This is a genomic window from Pedobacter sp. UYP24 (genome assembly GCF_054057295.1).
The window spans coordinates 502,659-521,773 of sequence record NZ_JBSRZD010000002.1; the positions used below are offsets into that span (position 1 = coordinate 502,659).

Here is a 19,115-nt window from a genome sequence, read left to right on the forward strand (position 1 = left end):
ATTTAGCAACAAAAAAAAATGTAACAATTTTGTTGCTACTCCTGCTTCCTCGTAAATTCAATATTCCAAAGAGCGCGCTTACACCTACTATTATGCACATCGGTCATTTGTCATTATATAAATCGATTAGGTAAAAAATATTTTTTACCTAATCGATTTATATATTTTATTCTATTGTTATCTAAACAATCTGATCTCCGAAGCCTGGAAGTTATTTTCATTCCATGTTGCAGAAATTTTCCAGCGATAGAATACAAATGGTTTTGGATTGGCAATCGTGAAGTAGGATAACTGCTTGAACTTATTTCCGCTTAAAGTGTAAAGACTACTGGTCAATGTTCTTGAATCAAGTACAGTCCAGCTAACATCATCGTCAGAACCTTCTAGCGTCCATGTTTTTGGATCTCTTCCATCAGAGTCATTCGCATTTCCTATCGCATAAATTTTAACCGTTTGGGAAGAAGGAAACTGGAATTTAAAAGTTAATGGCAATGGGGGACCGCCTAAAAATATCTTAGTTTCAAGATCATTATCTACTAGTTTGGCTGCATTTTCATTGGTATTTCCATTGTCAGTTGAACCAACAAATGAAAGTGCACTGCTTGTAATATTATCGGCAATACCTTCTGTAGTAACATACTTATCCAGCACGATTACTGAGCCCTTATTCGTAGTAATCGTTACAGTAAAGTTGTTAAATGATCCTGATTCGTATTTTCTTGTCGGCGATAAGGCATCAGAAGTCACTCCTGGATCAATATCTTTAAATGTCCACTTAGCAGAAGCAATTTTCGCTTTACTGGTTAAGTTAAATTTTACTTCATTTTCAACACCTGTCTTTGTTGCAGTAACTTTTACAACACTATCAGGAATAATTTTAATGTCCACAAGCTTTTCTGTACTATTCTCTTCACCAGTGAAGGCTTTCAAATCAGCCTGAAAATTACCTGTAGTTAAGTAAACATGCGATGGGGATTCTGCAGTAGAAAGAGAATCATCTCCAAAGCGCCACTCCAGTCTTTTAAAACCAGTTGATTTGTTAACAAAATTAAAGGTGAACGGATCATCTCCGGGCACAACATCATAATTTACCGTAGGAAGTTTTTCAGATACAGTTTGGTCTTCTACCCGTATCTGATCCTTCTCGCAGGAAGTCATTACTGCTGTAATGAACAGCAATAGCATTGGTGCAAATATTTTTTTCATTTTCCTTGGGGGGATATTATGTTTAATAATAATGCGAAAATAGCAAATATTGCTCCATAAGCTAACTCTAACCTAGATGTAGCTAAGTTTTTACAATAATTCAAGCGATAGAAAGCCCACTTTTATTGTAATAATTATAGGAGCTCCTATAGCAATAGCAGAGCTCAAATAAAATGATATAAAACTTCAAATGGTATAGGACTTTTCAAAAAAAAATGTCACCTTGAGGGAGTACTCCATAAAACAACCAAATAAACCATCCATGAACGGACAGCCAAATGTGTCAACCTACCTTATGCGCAAACCAGCTTCAATAAATTTAAAATTACCCTTAAAGAATATTTGCAATACTGTCTTAAGTTTTCTTTGTCTAACATGCTTATTTTCATGTACACATAAAGGCGAGAAAGATTCCAATCATGCGTTACAGAAGCCCCTATTTGTACTACTTGATTCTTCGCGCACTAATATTTTATTTAATAATGTTGTGAAGGAAGACTTTAACAACAATACAGGTGGATTTTATCAGGGGTTTTATAGTGGCGGCGGTGTGGCAGCGGGCGATCTGAATAATGATGGTATAGATGAAATTTACTTTTCTGGAAATATGACCGGAAATAAATTGTATCGGAATAAGGGCAATATGAAGTTCGAAGACATTACAGACATAGCGGGTGTAGGAGGAAGAGCAAATAGTTGGAAAAATGGGGTGAATATGGTAGACGTAAATGGCGATGGATTACTCGACATATACGTTTGCTATGCGGGCAGGCAAGCAGGACCAGAAACAAGAAATCAACTATTTATTAATCAGGGAGTAAATGCAGCCGGGATACCTACGTTTCTTGATGAGGCCGCAAAATATGGTTTAGATGACCCATCCTATAGTACGCAATCTGTATTTTTTGATTTCGATAAGGATGGTGACCTAGATCTTCTTTTAATTGATGACAATGTGAAGGTGCTCAGCAATCTGGACGACATGACCATTAAAGAATTAAAAAAGCAAGAAGATCCGCTTGCCAGGTCAAAGTTGTTTAGAAATGACAACGGCCACTTTAAAGATGTTAGTAAAATGGCTGGATTAGATATGTCTACCCTATCTTACAGTCTTGCTGGTGGCGTTGCAGATATTAATGGTGATGGGTGGCCAGACATCTATTTATCCAACGACTATGCCATACCTGATCGAATGTATATCAATAATGGAGATGGGACATTTACAGATCAGGCGCAAAAAATGCTGGATCACATGTCGCTCTTTGCTATGGGAAATACGATTACAGATGTGAATAACGACGGACTTCCCGACATATTTACACTTGATATGCTTCCAGAAGACAATAGGCGTCAGAAATTGCTTGCTGGTCTGGATAATTACGAAGTCTATAATATAAATCTTCGAAATGGTTTCTTTTATCAGTATCAGCGCAATATGCTGCAAATCAATAATGGAGATGGAACCTTCAGTGAAGTTGGTCAGCTTGCCGGCATTTCAAATACCGACTGGAGTTGGGCACCATTGTTTGCAGATTACGACAATGATGGCTGGAAAGATTTATTTATCACCAACGGATTTATGCGCGACTTTACCAACATGGATGTGCTTAAATACAATGAACAGTACATGATGAGCAAAAATGGCGATATTTCGCCAACAGATTTAGTGTCCATGTTAAAAAAGGTACCATCCTCTAACGTAAAGAATTATATATTCAAAAATGAAGGAAACTCTACTTTTAAAAATAAAGGTGTTGATTGGGGAATAAATATTCCATCCAATAGTAATGGTGCAGCTTACAGTGACCTGGATAACGATGGTGATCTGGATCTTATTGTGAATAACATGAATAGAGCACCTTTTATTTATGAAAACAAGAGTGATTCCTTATCAAATTATCTGAAAATTAAGTTGAAAGGCTCTGGTAAAAATACTGATGGTCTAGGTGCGTTAATTACTCTTTTTAATAAAGGAAAACAGCAGTGCATTGAACAGATGCCATCTAAAGGATATTTATCAAGCGTTTCGCAAAACATTCATTTCGGTCTGGGTAAAGAAAAGATGGTTGATTCATTACGAATCATTTGGCCAAGTGGAAAGAAGCAGGTCATTACAAATGTAACCTCTAACAGGCAGTTGTTAGTCTCAGAAAAAGATGCTAAAGAAACCTATAATAGACCCCAAAAAGAAAAAGGATTATTTACAGAGATCAACTCACCTCTAGCATACGCACAGGTAAAAAATGAAATCAATGATTTTAAACGTCAGCCATTACTGGTTAATTCCCTTTCCTTTGACGGACCATGCATGGCTAAGGCAGATGTCAATGGCGATGGACTAGAAGACGTTTTTGTTGGCGGAGATGTTAACAAGGCCGGAGCTCTATTTATTCAACAGCGGAGTGGAAAATTCATTAAAGATGAGCATCCATTTTTAGCAGATGCAATGAGTGAAGATACGGAGGCGGTATTCTTTGACGCAAATGGAGACGGCTACCAGGATCTTTATGTAGTTAGTGGAGGTTATGGAAACTTTAAAGATGGTGACCCTCTCTTTGAGGATCGTCTTTACCTAAATGATGGAAAAGGCAAACTTACTAAATCTTTAAATGCAGTGCCAGAAATGCATGTGAGCAAGAGCTGCGCTAAGGTGGGTGATTTTAATGGAGATGGAAAACCAGATATATTTGTTGGAAGCCGTGTGATGCCTGGAAAATACCCGGAAGCACCAAAAAGCTTCCTATTGATAAATGACGGAAAAGGTCATTTTACAAATCAAATTAACAGAATAGCTCCTGATTTGGAATATATTGGAATGGTTACAGATGCAGCCGTATTAGATTTAAATGGCGACAAAAAAGATGACCTTATTTTAATAGGTGATTGGATGCCCATTAGTATTTATATAAATGAAGCTGGGAAACTAAAAAATAGGACAAAGAAATATTTCGAAAGGGACTATACCGGATGGTGGAATACCTTAAAAGTGGAAGATATGAATGGCGATGGAAAACCTGACTTAATCATTGGCAACCTGGGGTTAAATAGTCAATGTCACGCAAGTGAAAAAGAATCGGCCGAGCTGGTATATAAAGACTTTGATGATAATGGAGCAATAGACCCTATTCTATGTTTACCAATTATGGGGAAAAGCTATCCGTACCTAACAAGAGATGAGTTATTGGATCAATTGAGTGTTATGAGGCAACGTTTCCCTAGTTACACAAGTTTTGCTGATGCGGGATTGAACCAAATTTTCACTCCAGAAGAGCTCAAAGGTGCCAAAGTATTAAAAGCTAACTATTTAAAAACAGCTTATTTCGAGAATACTGGAAATGGAAAATTTAAAGAAAAACAGCTACCCATAGAAGCGCAATTTGCCCCAGTATTTACCATCACCTGCTTTGATGCAAACAATGACGGCAATAAGGATATATTACTGTGCGGAAATATCAATCAGTCGCGTATCCGGTTTGGAAAATATGATGCAAACCACGGCGTATTGCTAGCTGGTGATGGTAGAGGTTCTTTTAAAAATGTTACAAGAACCGGCCTTAACCTTAAGGGTGATGTAAGGAGTGTAATAAAGATAAACAACACCTTGTTATTTGGCATTAATCAACAAAAGATGAGGGCCTTTAAATTCGGGAGATAATTAACAGCATAATCAAATAAAAAAAAGGCGCCAGATTTGTAGTTCTGACGCCTTTTTCTCTATTTGTTAATTCTATCTAAACAATCTGATTTCAGATGCCTGGAAATTAGCACTTCCAGAATTTTTTGTGATGTTCCACCTATAAAATATAAAAGGCTTTGGATCAGAAATGGTGAAATAAGTCAATTGTTTATATTTATTTCCAGAAAGTGCATATAAGGTTGTTGTTAAAGACCTGGAGTCAACAATAGTCCAACTTTTCTCATCGTTTGAACCTTCAATAGTCCAAATTTTAGGATCTCTAGTTTCCGTGTCATTAGCATTTCCGATTGCATAAATCTTAACTGTTTGCGCCGAAGCAAACTTAAATTGAAAGATGATCGGAAAAGGAGGTCCACCTAAATATATTTTGGTCTCCACATTGTTGTCAACTAACTTAGCTGCGTTTTCATTGGTATTGCTATTGTCCCTTGAAGCAGTAAAGCCAATATTGTTTTGCGTAATGTTCTCTGCAAGACCTTCTGGAGTAACAAATTTACTTAAGTTTATAACAGACCCTTTTACTGTAGTAATCTTAACACTGAAAGAATTAAACGATCCGGCATTATAAGTTCTAATCGGCGATAGTTCTAAAGATTTTACTGCAGGAGTAACATCATTGAACATCCACTCAATAGATTTGATAGTTGCCTTTACATCAGCACTAAATTTTACCTGATTGGCTACACCCGTTTTTACGGCAGTAATTTTACCAACACTATCTGGTATAATGTTAATGTCAGTAAGTTTGCGTGTTACCGCACCGTCAGCTGAAAATGCTTTCAAATCTACCTGAAACTTACCTGTAGACAAATAAACATGCTTGGGATTATCCAAAAGTGATAAACTATCATCTCCAAATCTCCACTCTAACTTGGAATAATTTTTAGAGTTGTTTTTAAATTCGAATGAAAATGCATCATCTCCCTTTATAACATCATAACTGGAAAATGGATTTACAAGGGTGCCTGTATCTTCTATCTGTACAGGCTGGTCTTTTTCGCAGGAGGCTAATGCTCCCGCGAAAAATAACAGCGCTAATGGCTTAACTAATTTCTTCATGATATTGTGGTTTGGTTTATTTTAGTTTTGAGCTATATCTAGCTCTTCCTGGTGAAGATCCATCCACGTACATCGTAGCTCGGATCAATCATCAAGAATTTGAATATATGTCTCCCAGCAGGAAGTTGAACAGTAATGTAATTAGGTTGCTGATCTCCCCATTTTCCTGGAGTTGCTTTAGCAAATTTTTCACCAGAAATATCTATGTCATCAATAAATATTTTATATTTCCCGTTGTCACCGTTAGCACCGATTATAGAGTTCAGTTCGTAAGTACCGGCAGCTTCTACCTTTATTGTATATGTCAAATACTCACCATTATTTGTCCAGCCAACAACACTACGTGGATTATAATCACCAACGTCAACTTTGTCCGGTGCGCGGAAATCAGTACCATCTTTATTGTTGTCATCATGATAAGCAACACCTTCTCCACCCAAATCATAAAGGGCAGCATAAATAATTGGTGATGCTTGTCCAATATTTCCTGATATTACAAAAGGAGTACCATTGTACGGTCTGAAATAATCTGAATCAAAAACAACAACAATTGATTTCTTTTCAGTCTGACCAGCTACCTGGAATCTAGAGGGATTAGTAAGTTTTAAGCCAATTGCAAATTTCTTACCTTTTTGAGCAAGTATAGGGTTAACATTATTATTGATAGTCAACACTGCTGTATTCTTATTGTCAGCAAAAGTAACCTTGCCAATAGAATAATCACCCGCTCCTAATAAAACCGTGTTGGTCAAAGTACCATTATTGATCAAGGTGGTAACTGTATCAGGGAATGCGACAACATCAACCGTAAAAGCAGTTCCTGCAACGCCAGAGAGCGATAGCGGGATATTAAAGGTCATACCTTGAGAACTAAAAGCATAAGTTTTAGCTTGTATGCCAATCAAATCACCGGCAGTAGGTAATGCATACTGTGCATTGGTAGCACCTGCAAAAGATACATAGTGCACATCACCTGCAGCAATGGCTTCAGCAGTTTTGATGACCACTATAGCGGCAGACTTTCCAGACTCCAATGAATTACCTTTAGCTGGGTTGTTTAGCTTAACTGCAAGTGCAATGCTTTTTCCATATTTCTGTTCCAAAAAAGAACGACTTACTATTAAATTGAAAGTTGTACTGCTTACACCAATTGGCACATTAAGTACAGTAGGAATAGAATATACAGATGAAACAAGTGGCAACGTTCCTGGTGCCAAAGTACCTGCGGTAATCAATTGAGCAACAGTATCAACACTAGAGGAAAGTTGCACAGTGAATGCCCTGGTAGTTGGACCAGAAAAATTTACAGTTACAGGAATAGTAATTTCGGCACCCGTTAACGTAAAGTTACTACCTGTTCCAATCTCCATTTTTGCCGGCAATGAAATCCCAACATTCGCAAATGACTCAGTAGACAAGACATCAGCAAGCTTTTCCTTCGCACAGGAGGCTGTGAAAAGCGCAATCACTGCCAGAAGGCCTAACCGCGAGTAAGTAAAAATTTTTTTCATGTTTATTTTATTTATAGTAGGTAGTGTATGTAAACAAATATTTAGGAGGCTTGCAATATATACAAGCCTCCTGTATAAATTAATTAGTTAGAAATCCAAACCTTACCATCTAATCCCCATGCATCCTGGCGGGCAATATTAAACCAGCTAATAATCTGTGCAGGTAAATCAGAGTTTTTAGGAACTAAAGTACCTAAAGTGCCTATAGAAGGAGAACATAATAAATCTGAGAAAGATTCCCATGAATAGGTTCCTTGCAAAGTAAAATCTGCACCGAATGGACCACCTATATCTTTCATCGTTTTTCCAGTACCTTCATTTAATGGCCAATATCCCACAAGATAATCGTAGTAAGGATGACTTGAATCCATAGTAGGATCACAAGAATACTGCTTAATTACAGATTCAGGTAAAGCTGCTCTCCAGATTTTAAGTTCAGCCAGGTTGATATTGATACTACCAAAGTCACCATCACTTTCACCAGGACTATAACCCACACGCATCGGTGCGTTGTTGTCAAAATTTGGTTGACCAGTTAGTTTTACTTCTACGTTTACAGGCGCTGAAGGTGAGCCACCTGGACCAGCCCAGTCACGGTTACTACTAGCTTGACCATTTGTTACACCTTTTACACCGTCTGTATACATTCTCACATATCTTGCCCCATCAGCTTTTTTCTCAACCGTAAAGGTCAAATCATGCCAGGTATCACCACCAAAATCCAAACCGCCAATTTCCGTTCCAGTGTCAAAATTAGTACCACCTTGAGCAAATAAGCGCCATCCGTTATAGAATAAACACATATCCCAACCTGGATTATCATTACCCCATCCTGCCTGATTACGTTTTCCTAAGATGGAAGGCCATTGGTAAAAATAATCACCTTTTCCTGTATTTCTAGGTTTACCCTTTTTAATTTTAACCGAAACAGTAAAATCTTTATCTCCGAAATTAAAGTTAGGAGATAGCACACTATTTACCAAGCCTTGTGTTTTATCAGGATCACCTTTATAACGAACAGCAGCCCCAGAAAATGAGTTACCCAAGAAAGGCTTACCGATAAAGGTATTTTTGAACGCAGGGTTAGAAATCACTGTAAATACATTCGCATTCGTATTGCTAAATACAGTTTTATCATCCTGATTGGCAGGTAAAGTAAATTTACCACCTCTGTTCGAAGTAACGATAATCAACCAGTTTTCTTTCGCATAAGTAGGACGCGCTTTTACAGCTGATAATAACTCACCTACTTTGGCATCAAAAGCATTGATCGCAGCCTTGTAAGGTGCAAATGAATTGTCAAAGCCTGAAGCTTTACCAGCGATTTCTACACCTGAAAACTGACCCAACACCAATGAAGCAGTATCGGTTTTCAAGAAATCAACCATTCTTGATTTTACTGCATCATCATTTGCCAATGCTTCCGAAACATCTGCACCACCAGTTAACTGTGTTTTAAACACAGTAGAGGCAGCAAACGTTGCTATACGTATCTTTGGATTGACCGATTTGATGCGTTGAAAAATTGCAGGATACTGTGCCAAACGATTGCCGGTAAAGTCTTCTGAAACGACACCGTGCTTCTCTTTCTTTACACCTGTAATCATATCTGCCCAGTTGGTCGCATCAATTTTACTCGTGTCAGCCAATCCGTTCCATGTATAGATGGAATTTCCTATTAGTGACTTAATATTTACACTTTCTGCATCTCTCACAGAAGTACCTCTCGCACCATCAGCAATGATGTACAATACTTTAGGTACTTTAAAGTCTACACCAGTGTTTACTGGCGGTGCACCTGGAATCACTTTATCAAATTCACTTTTACACGAGGCACCAAGTGCCAGCACAAAGAGAGATGCACCAATAAAGGATTGGTATTTGAAATTTTTCATACTCTTTAGTTTATTTTTCAATTGGTTAGTTTTAAACTGATCTCTCATTATTACTCTATTGTTACCCTAATGATATTGGCGTAAGGCCTACTATCAAACATGTAGAAACTACCCATCAAAAGCAGGGCACGCTTTCCATCCTCTGATTGCATTTCCAAAATATCATTAAGTTTTTGTGCAGAACCTAAAACGTTACCAATAGTATTATAACCTTCTGCCAGTTCTCCTAATTTATTTACCATCAGGAAGCCAGTTCTCTGAACACCATCATAGGTCTTAAAGTCACCAGTTACCACAGATAAACCATCCGAAAGTTGTTTAACATAATATGGCTGACCACCAATAAACAATTTAGGTTTGAATGCAACATCAACAGAGCCATCATAATTCAATTGCACCATATTAATTGCAGAAACTCCGTTAAAAGTTTTAAATCTACCTACAACAACATATTTATTGGTCGTCGCATTAAAGCTCACGGAAGAAATGTTATCATCTGCTCCTGCACCACCGGGATTAAAAGTAGGATCAATCGTACCATCTGCATTTAATCTAACTATCCTGCCAACAGTAGCATCATCAAATTTTGGAAACTCACCATAGCACAATAATTTTCCATCAGTATGCATCAAAGAGAATAATCTTCCACTACCCCCTGGCAAACTTTTACCAAGTATTCCTTTATAACCAGGCGCATTTGGCAAAAATCTCCATGTTTTATCCAAAGTACCATTCGCATTGAAACGCACCAACTGACGAACATCAACACTATCAATCACCGTACTGTCTTTGTATTTATAGCTAGATTGATCGTAACGGCGAGACAAATAATAGTTAAAATCACCTGTAGCAATCAATTTGCCGTTAAAAGTATACAAACTGCGAATTACCCTGTCAACTCCACCGTTAAATGGCGAAACATATTTGGTTTTTTTCAGGTAGGTATCTACACCAATGGTATCAATTACACCAGTACTGTTAATCTGGGTAATATTACTAATCTCTCCGCCTCTTTGCGCGTATCCGCTAAAGTCTCCCGCTATGTAGTATTTCCCATTCAGTATTGCCATGTCATACAAAGCGCCGTTTGCACCAGCACCAGATTGTAATGTACGGTCCCATGTTCCGTCTTTTAAAATCCTCACTATTCTTCTAATTGGCTTAACATTACCCTTATTGTCATAATTTTGGAAATCTCCCAACAACATGATATTGTTATCAGGAAGCCTATATGCTTTTATTACGGTATTGTCAGCACCATTTACATTTTTCCAGGTTGGATCAACTTTTACCTTACCAGTAACCGTAAATATTGGACCAAACACCAACTGACCATTCACCTGGAAGGCGGTAACACCTGAACTTGCCCTTGGTGGTACTTTAACAGTAATTCCTGCTTCACTTACAGAAACAATCTCTGCCTTTTCTCCATTAAAAAGAAAAAGGAGGTCCTTTTCCAATGGTTTAAGTCCTGTTGCTGCTATGGTAACTACTGTACCTACCTCACCAATAGCAGGAACTGGAACTTGCTGGGCGTTAGTAACAATACCTAGCGGAGCTTTACCACCAAGGTAAGGATTCTCAAACGTTTTTGAGCTGTTCTTACATCCGCCAATCAGCAGGCCAGCTAACACAACTACTAAACTGGTATATTTAAATTTCATAATGCTTACTTTAATTTATTTACATTAATACTTTGATCAGACCTATTAAAATAATAGAATCTGATCCAATTCTTTATCGGTTTAAAATAACCTCTCTTGCAAAATCATCATTAAAACCAAAGGTATTAGCACCACTGGATGTGAAGCTCTCTCCTATAAGAGGTAAAAGATAAATAGCCAATGCATGAACTACCCCATTTTTTGGTTGAATATCGGACGAAGCAATTGCCGCCGGGATAAAATTACCAGGGTTTGCAGGATCCGGAATGTAAGAGATGGACAATTGACGAAACCCATTATAGGAAACACCAGCGGCAGAATTGTAAACCACACCTATATTAGCAAGGTCATTATTATAGCCAAGATAGAATCCGCCAGGATATAACGGTTTTAAATTAAAATCCAACTGAGGATAGTCTTTCAATACAAATTTACCTTTAAATATATAACGCATTAAATACTTTTTCCAGGTAGCTGAAGGAACATCCGCTAAAGTCTTGATGGTATCCTTACGTGCATCAAATAATCTTTGGTTTAATCCGCCCCTAGTTTCAAAAACAGAACCATTTACAATACCTATCGTCCTTCTGATTACCTCATCTGTAGGCGCAAAGAAAGTGATCTCCTCATTCGTGAACACATCTTCCATGCCAGCCAGTTTCACGATCTGTGCAATGGAATCGAATTTAGAATTGGATTGCAGGTATTGTAAAACACTTCCATTAAACTGTGCCTTTGCAGGACCACCATCAATGAAGTACTTGTCTTTAGAGCAAGAAGACACCACCATGATCAGTGCTACTGAACATATTGCAAGTGGTGTAAAATATCTTTTTATAAACTTTTTCATTTAATAATTTCAATTAGATTAAAGACCTGTACCTATCCAATATGAATTCAAAGTCATATACGGATTATTACTTAAAGCGGATGCATCAACTGGCCAAGCCCATCCACCTCTGTTAAATTTATCAGCAGTTAATGGATTGTCTGTATAGAGCTTGTTCAAAATCCTTTTGGTACGAACAAGATCATAATAATGGCTACCCTCTCCAAGTAATTCTTTAGAGCGTTCCCAGAAGATCGCATCCTTAATGTTTCCATCATTGGCACCTGCAGGATAAAGTACCGCTTTCGATCTTTGACGAACAATATTTAATGCCTCACCAGCTTCTGTATTCATTCCCAATTCCGCCAATGCTTCTGCTCTCAGTAGTATTGCATCAGAATACCTCATAATCAAATAAGTATTATCCGGATTAATATCCAAGTTTGGATTGTTCGCATCAACGAAAGTATTCACTGCAAATTTCTTCAACTGAAATGTTTCCGCATTTTGATCAAAGGGAGCGGTAAACCAGGTACTCAAACGATCATCCTGAAGATCCGGATACATTTTCTTCATATATTCATCTGTGAAAACTGAGAAACTATAACGGTGGGTATATTCCGGAACTTTATATGGAAAGTGAATAAAAGCATCTCCAAATGGCGAATAAGCATTCGCCTGTGCAAAAGGATTATTCAAATCCACATTGTAGTTCAATGTTCTGAATAACTCGAACAAACTTTCTTCAGAACGACCCTTTGCCACTGTAGACCATTCTGTCATTGGCAACAATCGGAAAGCATTACTCTTAATGATTTCATCACCCAAAGCAGCCGTTTCTGTATAATTTCTAGTCTTATTTGCAGGATCAAAACCAGCATTCCACATGTACATGTTCATCAAGAGACCAATAGCAGCTCCACGAGTTGCCCTTACACCTCTTAAAGATGGATCGTTCATTATTAATGGAAGATCATTCTTTGGTGCTTTCAAATCGTCTATACACTTGTTGATTACAGAAACCATATTCTCTCTTGGAAGCGCATCTTTTTCATAAGGTGTAGTATAATAAACTACATCTCCATACAACCTAACCATTTGAAAATAACACAGGCAACGGATAAATTTAGCCTCAGCAATGTATCTTTTAGTTTGCTCATCTGTTAAAGCAGGAATTCCTTCTTCCAGCTTACTCACTAAAATATTTGCTGCCTGGATAATTACATAATAAGGTTTCCAAATGGTTAAATCACGGAAATTGTATCCACGCCACTCACGAGTATTATCAATTGCCTCTAACAAAAGACGATCGTTAACTGTAGTTGTAGGAATAGTTTGTTTCGCAAGACTACCCTGGGCATCAGGAGTTTTCCTGGTATGACCACCAATTCTTCCAGAGCCTGCTCTTCCTTCACCCCCAAGGGCCGCAGGAATTACCTCACCCGACCTGAATTCACCGGTTGCACCGGCAAATGAGGTGGCTGTATATTTATCAAACAGCTTACCGTACATATCACTGATGTTACTTTCGATATCATCAGCACTTTTATAGAAGTTATTTCCTGTCAACTTATCAATTGGCGTTATACTCAGGAACTTCTTACAACTGTATTGCGAAGCGCTTACCACAATTAATAAGCAAATAATAATTTTTTTCATGTCTTATGTTTTTCGTGACTTCAATTAAAATGTTACGTTAAAACCTAGTGTAAATGTTCTTGGGTTAGGATAACCACTCGACAAATCTTTACCCAAACTGGTTACGTTCTCTGGGTTAGGTCCAGAATATGGAGAGAAAGTAATCAAGTTAGCAGAAGAAATGTAAGTACGGATACCATTTAAACCTACACGTTTAGCAGCTTTCTTAGTCAAACTATAAGCCAGCGTTGCCTGGTTAACTTTGAAATAACTACCATTCTCTTGCCATAAGGTCTGCTCGTATCTAAAGTTACCCATATAAGCCTCATGTGCATAATCAAATGCATTGGCATACCTTGCATTGGCATCACCAGGTCCTGTCCATATATTTAAACGATCAGCTGGTGGAACAGAATTGGTTCCAAAAGGATCGCTAAGTAATAACAAACGTTTTGACAATGCGTTGTTCAGTACAGAACGTTTAGCAGTAAATGATGCGTAAAAATTCAAAGAGAATTGTCCGTATTGAAAAGTATTAGTAAAACCACCGGTTATTAAAGGTTGTGTATTACCTGATACTTGCCTGTCCCTATTATCAATCACATAATCACCGTTAGCATCAAAGAACCTTGCGTCTCCACCCTGATAAGAGCCTAAAGTAGAATTACTAAAAAAAGACCTTAATCTTAAACCAGTAACCGGATCTACAGGAACATCTGAAGTACTTCCAAATACACCCTGATTAATATACAAATAATTTGACAATGAGTTTCTACCCACTCTGTTTGCGATAAACTGAAGTGTATTATCTTGAACTCTTAAATCAATGTACTGACCATTGTACTGTGCAGGCAATCTTAATAAAATATCCTGATTCCATGCACCATTTAATGAGATGGTCCATTGCAATTTACTTTCTTTAGATAAAGGACGACTCGTTAGTGACAACTCGTAACCATAATTGGCCAATGCTACACCATTACTTTGATAAACACCGAAGCCCAATGTGGTATTCAAATCATTTTTAAATAATTCATTGTCAACTTTCTTATAATAGGTATCAAAAATTACATCTAATTTACCATCAAATATTCCCATATCAAAACCAAAGTTGTACTGAATTACATTTTTAGCTTTCAAATAAGGATTTGGTATTTGATCTGTATTTATACCTACACGTGGAGAATTGTTATAAAATCCTGTTGGATCATAAGCTCCGTAGATATCTGTCAAACTTCCGTTTGGATAGATGTTTTGTCCTGCTGTTAACCTAAAATCACCATAAGATAACCATTTGGAATTTTTAAACCAGTTTTCTTTCTGAAAGTTCCATTTTAAACCTATTGAAGGGTTTCTTGAATAGGGATCCAATTGACCTGCAGCAGATGAACCATCAATACGGTAAGTCATGTCGATTACATATTTCTTCTTGTAATCGTAAGTAAACGCTGCTGCAATGGCGGCAGTTTTCAAATCGTAGAAACTGGTTAATATACCACCACCTCTTGAGAAGTAACCATCATATCCTAATGGACCTTCAAACTGATCGTTAGGAGATCTTTCCAGGCGGGTGATCCCAATTTGATTCTTTCTGATGTATAACTCACTAAATAAGTTGACGAAAAAATTGTGTTCTTCTTTAATAGACTTTACAAACGAAAGGCTATTCCTATTGTACAATTGTGAGCTATAACCGCTGTAATTGTACACTTGTGCAAACTGGCTATTTGCCGCTGCAGGAAGGAACGTATCTTTAGTTTCTGTAGTATAGTCATAATTGGCAGTAGTACTTGCACTTAATCCAGGAAGCAATTCATAGCTCGCATCCATTTGTGCATTGATGTTCCTTGGACCAGCACTTTCTCTAATCTTTAAAGTAGTCAACACATCACTGGTAGCTAGCAAGAATGAAGGGCCAGGAATTAGTGATGACCTGTTTGCGCTATTATCTACAACCTTTTGCAGCACACCAGTACCAGAACCAGATTTAACCTTACCCAATGAACCTCTTAATGATCCGTAAAAACGCAACCTGGTAGTTGGTTTAAACTCCATGTTCATATTTAAACTATAACGTTCAAAACCCGTGTTTTGAATGATACCATTTTGTGAATAATAACCAACGTTGGTCTTGTAGTTAAATTTTGTATCACCACCATCTAAAGCCACGTTATGTGTAGTATTGAATCTATTGCTATAAAAGATGTCTTGCCAATCTGTTGAATTGTTCCAGAATGCATTTAAACTATCTGAAAGAAATGGCGTGTTTGAAATTAGATATTTATCCTGGAATTTACCATAACGTTCAATTTGCGCAATTTTAAAGTTACGCTCATTGCTACCGCCATAAGTTTCACGCAGTTTAGGAACAGTAGAAACGAAATAGTTAGAAGTATAAACTACTCTTGGAATTTCTGACTGACCACGAACAGTCTGAATCAGGATAACACCATAAGCACCCCTTGAACCATATAGAGCAGTTGCTGTTGCATCTTTCAAAACCTCGATGCTCGCAATGTCTTCCTGAGGAATCAGTGAAAGCGGACTCACACCTGGACCCTGTTGGTCAAAACCAAACTCAGAAGCTTTATCTGCATCCATAGGTACACCATCAATTACGTATAAAGGTGATGTTGGCTGTAAAAACGCATTTTCACCAGTACCAGTTACTGAAATGGTAGAAAGACCACGAATATTGGTACTACCACGCATACCTGGAGCACCTGTGTTATTCTGGATATTCAAACCAGCAACCTTACCTTGTAATAATTGTTCAACGTTACCAACCGGAACATCTTGAACTTCTTTACCAGATACGATATAAGATGAACCTGTTGTAGTTTCACGTGTTCTTTTTACATAACCCCGAATTACTACTTCATCTTTTAGATCATTTCTCGTTTCTCTTAAAGTTACATTAATAATAAGCTTACCTGGAGTTACTTTAATAGATTGTGTATCGTAACTGATATAAGCAAAAACCAAAGTAGCACCTTCATCCACAGTTGCAGAATAACCACCATTTGCATTTACAGTACCAACTACCTTAAGTGGCGATCCAGTTGAAACGTACGCTCCAACCATCGGCTCCTTCGTGGCCGCATCAGTTACGGTTCCCCTAACGGTAACCTTTTTAGTTTGCGCTATCAAATCCACGCACATAAAAATGCAACTGAAAAAAATTGATAGCAAAATAATTTGTTTTCTCATTGTATTAATTTTTTATCATTAGGATTTAATCGTTCTCAAATTTCGGGTTAACTGTTTTGAAGTGGAATACAATCTCCCAATCTCCCTTTTCAAAGATCTTGAAATTGGTAGAGATCTTTCCGGTCTCCCTTACGTTACCAAAGCCTAGTCTTGAATAACTAAATTCTACATAAGCCTGGTCGCCACCTGTGGTGGCATTAATTCCACCAGCTGTATAGATACTCGGTATTCTAGCCAATGGAATTGGATAAGCTACATCGTACTTTACATAGGTTTTAGTCATATTCTTATTAAATCCATGAACCAACTGATCCCATTTTGTATCACCAAATTTAGCAGGATCAATAGCTACAGAATCTTTATCCAGGAACTTAAATCTTAATGAACTTCCATTTGCATCATCACCGGTGTACTTTCTGATGTACATATATACCAAACCAGTATTTGGATCTTGCGGACCATTAAAAGGAGTATTGGTTAAAGCACCTCTGATCCCTGAAATTGAAGGATAATTATGAACTAATGCCTTTCCTCCAGGAGTAGTAGTATTCGGTTTACCAGTAGTGGTATTGTAATCATTACTTGGCTCATATGGAACATCTATTTCTGGTGTTACTGAAAGATTTTTAATAATTCTTGAACCACCAGAATTGGTAATTCTCACATCAAAATACCTTATATTCTGAGGGTAAACGACCGAATCCCTTGGTGCAATGTCAGCTTTTGTAGCCGTATACCACATCACAAAATCTCCTGAACTTCTAAGTTCTACCATCGGACGATCTTCCAGATGTCTTTTTGCTTCGATTTCAGCAATACTCGTTTCTTTTCCAGTATATTCTGAATTCCAAACCAACGTTGGTTTAACCTTCAACATATCGCTGGCATCTCTACCATCACCGAACCTTGGATTAACAATCTCAAAAGTCATTGGAAAGCTGGAATTGTCGGCATTGAAAACATTAATGTTAATGTTAGTCCTACCTAACCTCGGATGAAAGTCTTTAGTAGTGAAGTCTGCCCTGGTGCTTAGATAATCCCGCTCATCAGGCAGGTTAAAAATCTTCCTGCAACCGGAGAAAGCAACAACTACTGTTAACAGTATCAAAGCCTTATATTTAATTGCGTTTTGCATAATAATCTTTTTGTTTTAAATCTCTCACTTGTTAATTAAAGGTCCTTTTATTGTTGATAATTCAACGACCATTCTGCCATTTGAAAAAGTCCATCACCATGATTACTTAGGATAGTAAGCCTATAATAACCATAAGCCACCGTATTTTTGAAACTAAAAATCTTAGTTTCAAAATAAGATGAGAAATCAATATCCTGACGTGTATCAAGCGGTACATAGGTTACTCCATCCAACGAACCTTCCAATTTCCAGCTTTTAGGATCTCTTCCATGCGCATCATTTGCTGAAGTTAATGTATATACATTGGCTATACTAGGGCCTTTAAATAGTTTGTAAGTAATTACTGTAGGTGCATTATTTCCATCCGTAAAACGAGCAATAAACTTAGTTAACACGTTATTATCAAATAACTTATCAATACGCTCTCCACTAGAAACCCCACCATCTTGATAATCGTTATTGAACTTAACACTATAAGGAGTGGTTGGTGGTTTTGGAATTGCCGAATTGTATGCCGCTATATCCAGCAAGGTCAAATTTGTTGGCGGCGGAACCAATGTTAAACGCCTAACAAATTCATCAAAACCGAATACGTGATCTGCTCTTAACAAGTGAATGATACCATTCTTGCTTTTGATGTTAACTGATGTGGTTGTCGTTTTCGACCAGTTTGGCACAAATACGCTTCTTTTAGTATTGGCGAATTCAATAACTTCTGAACCACCATTTTGCCATCCTTGTGCATCAGCATATAAACGCTGTCCATGCATAGGGTATGAGCTACGAACACTAGTAATGGTCTGTCCATCTCCTACTGAGAAATCTGATGATAAGAATTCTTTTCTGATGATGTACCTGCTGGTCATGGTATCAATATGCGCTAAATCAGCAGCCGCTTTAAGCTGGTCTTTAGCTAAAAGTGCCTTGCCAGATACGATGTCCTTCAAATAAACTGAAGGTTTACCCTGGGTTCTGCGAATTTCATTTAAGTTTTTAATGGCAATCTGAAAACTAAGATTAGAAGGTGCAAATAACGTAACAGTACTATCAGTCAATGTTGTTTGCAATCCTAACTTATCCACTAAAAATATTAATGAATCATAAACACCTGGTTTACTCTTTAAATATTCATATGTATTTAGTGAAGTAGTGTTGTTAACCGGTTCCGAATTTTTGTAGGTGTCCTCGGTTTTACATCCTACCTGAAACATTAGTGCAGATAACATTCCTGCAGCTAAAAATCTTCCGTAAAAATTTGATCTTTTCATGTC

General features: G+C 37.5%; 11 protein-coding genes. 1 reads left to right on the forward strand and 10 read right to left on the reverse strand.

What is annotated here, in order from left to right:
- Nucleotides 1-177 precede the first annotated feature (177 nt).
- Nucleotides 178-1,206: a PKD domain-containing protein gene (locus ACVWYN_RS06870; protein WP_457288090.1), complete on the reverse strand. Its 1,029-nt coding sequence runs from the start codon at nucleotides 1,204-1,206 to the stop codon at nucleotides 178-180.
- A gap of 487 nt (nucleotides 1,207-1,693) precedes the next feature.
- Here ACVWYN_RS06870 and ACVWYN_RS06875 point away from each other — a divergent pair, with 487 nt between their 5' ends.
- Entirely contained in the window at nucleotides 1,694-4,861 is a 3,168-nt protein-coding gene (locus ACVWYN_RS06875) for a VCBS repeat-containing protein (RefSeq protein WP_457288091.1), read from the forward strand.
- Between the two features lie 72 nt (nucleotides 4,862-4,933).
- Here ACVWYN_RS06875 and ACVWYN_RS06880 read toward each other — a convergent pair whose 3' ends face one another.
- The 9 genes from ACVWYN_RS06880 to ACVWYN_RS06920 all read right to left on the reverse strand — a co-directional run bounded on the left by ACVWYN_RS06880 (nucleotide 4,934) and on the right by ACVWYN_RS06920 (nucleotide 19,112).
- Nucleotides 4,934-5,962, reverse strand: coding sequence for a PKD domain-containing protein (locus ACVWYN_RS06880; RefSeq protein WP_457288092.1), 1,029 nt, complete (start codon nucleotides 5,960-5,962; stop codon nucleotides 4,934-4,936).
- Nucleotides 5,963-6,000: 38 nt separating this feature from the next.
- Nucleotides 6,001-7,473, reverse strand: coding sequence for a hypothetical protein (locus ACVWYN_RS06885; RefSeq protein ID WP_457288093.1), 1,473 nt, complete (start codon nucleotides 7,471-7,473; stop codon nucleotides 6,001-6,003).
- An 83-nt stretch (nucleotides 7,474-7,556) separates the two neighbouring features.
- Nucleotides 7,557-9,368: a DUF4983 domain-containing protein gene (locus ACVWYN_RS06890; RefSeq protein ID WP_457288094.1), complete on the reverse strand. Its 1,812-nt coding sequence runs from the start codon at nucleotides 9,366-9,368 to the stop codon at nucleotides 7,557-7,559.
- Nucleotides 9,369-9,418: 50 nt separating this feature from the next.
- A complete protein-coding gene (locus ACVWYN_RS06895) occupies nucleotides 9,419-11,032 on the reverse strand; it encodes a DUF5008 domain-containing protein (RefSeq protein ID WP_457288095.1) in 1,614 nt (537 codons plus the stop codon).
- Between the two features lie 73 nt (nucleotides 11,033-11,105).
- Nucleotides 11,106-11,882, reverse strand: a complete 777-nt coding sequence (locus ACVWYN_RS06900; protein ID WP_457288096.1) for a hypothetical protein — start codon at nucleotides 11,880-11,882, stop codon at nucleotides 11,106-11,108.
- Nucleotides 11,883-11,900: 18 nt separating this feature from the next.
- Nucleotides 11,901-13,520 (reverse strand): RagB/SusD family nutrient uptake outer membrane protein, encoded by a 1,620-nt coding sequence (locus ACVWYN_RS06905; RefSeq protein ID WP_457288097.1) that lies wholly within the window; start codon nucleotides 13,518-13,520, stop codon nucleotides 11,901-11,903.
- A 24-nt stretch (nucleotides 13,521-13,544) separates the two neighbouring features.
- Complete coding sequence (locus ACVWYN_RS06910) at nucleotides 13,545-16,709, reverse strand: SusC/RagA family TonB-linked outer membrane protein (protein WP_457288098.1); 3,165 nt, start codon at nucleotides 16,707-16,709, stop codon at nucleotides 13,545-13,547.
- Nucleotides 16,710-16,734: 25 nt separating this feature from the next.
- The gene (locus ACVWYN_RS06915) at nucleotides 16,735-17,844 is read right to left on the reverse strand and encodes a DUF5007 domain-containing protein (RefSeq protein WP_457288099.1); all 1,110 of its coding nucleotides are present in this window, start codon (nucleotides 17,842-17,844) and stop codon (nucleotides 16,735-16,737) included.
- Nucleotides 17,845-17,891: 47 nt separating this feature from the next.
- Nucleotides 17,892-19,112, reverse strand: a complete 1,221-nt coding sequence (locus ACVWYN_RS06920; protein WP_457288100.1) for a hypothetical protein — start codon at nucleotides 19,110-19,112, stop codon at nucleotides 17,892-17,894.
- Nucleotides 19,113-19,115 lie beyond the last annotated feature (3 nt).

Coding starts and splice junctions, on each gene's coding strand:
- ACVWYN_RS06870 (WP_457288090.1), bottom strand. CDS start 1,206: ATGAAAAAAATATTTGCACCAATGCTATTGCTGTTCATTACAGCAGTA.
- ACVWYN_RS06880 (WP_457288092.1), bottom strand. CDS start 5,962: ATGAAGAAATTAGTTAAGCCATTAGCGCTGTTATTTTTCGCGGGAGCA.
- ACVWYN_RS06885 (WP_457288093.1), bottom strand. CDS start 7,473: ATGAAAAAAATTTTTACTTACTCGCGGTTAGGCCTTCTGGCAGTGATT.
- ACVWYN_RS06890 (WP_457288094.1), bottom strand. CDS start 9,368: ATGAAAAATTTCAAATACCAATCCTTTATTGGTGCATCTCTCTTTGTG.
- ACVWYN_RS06895 (WP_457288095.1), bottom strand. CDS start 11,032: ATGAAATTTAAATATACCAGTTTAGTAGTTGTGTTAGCTGGCCTGCTG.
- ACVWYN_RS06900 (WP_457288096.1), bottom strand. CDS start 11,882: ATGAAAAAGTTTATAAAAAGATATTTTACACCACTTGCAATATGTTCA.
- ACVWYN_RS06905 (WP_457288097.1), bottom strand. CDS start 13,520: ATGAAAAAAATTATTATTTGCTTATTAATTGTGGTAAGCGCTTCGCAA.
- ACVWYN_RS06910 (WP_457288098.1), bottom strand. CDS start 16,709: ATGAGAAAACAAATTATTTTGCTATCAATTTTTTTCAGTTGCATTTTT.
- ACVWYN_RS06915 (WP_457288099.1), bottom strand. CDS start 17,844: ATGCAAAACGCAATTAAATATAAGGCTTTGATACTGTTAACAGTAGTT.
- ACVWYN_RS06920 (WP_457288100.1), bottom strand. CDS start 19,112: ATGAAAAGATCAAATTTTTACGGAAGATTTTTAGCTGCAGGAATGTTA.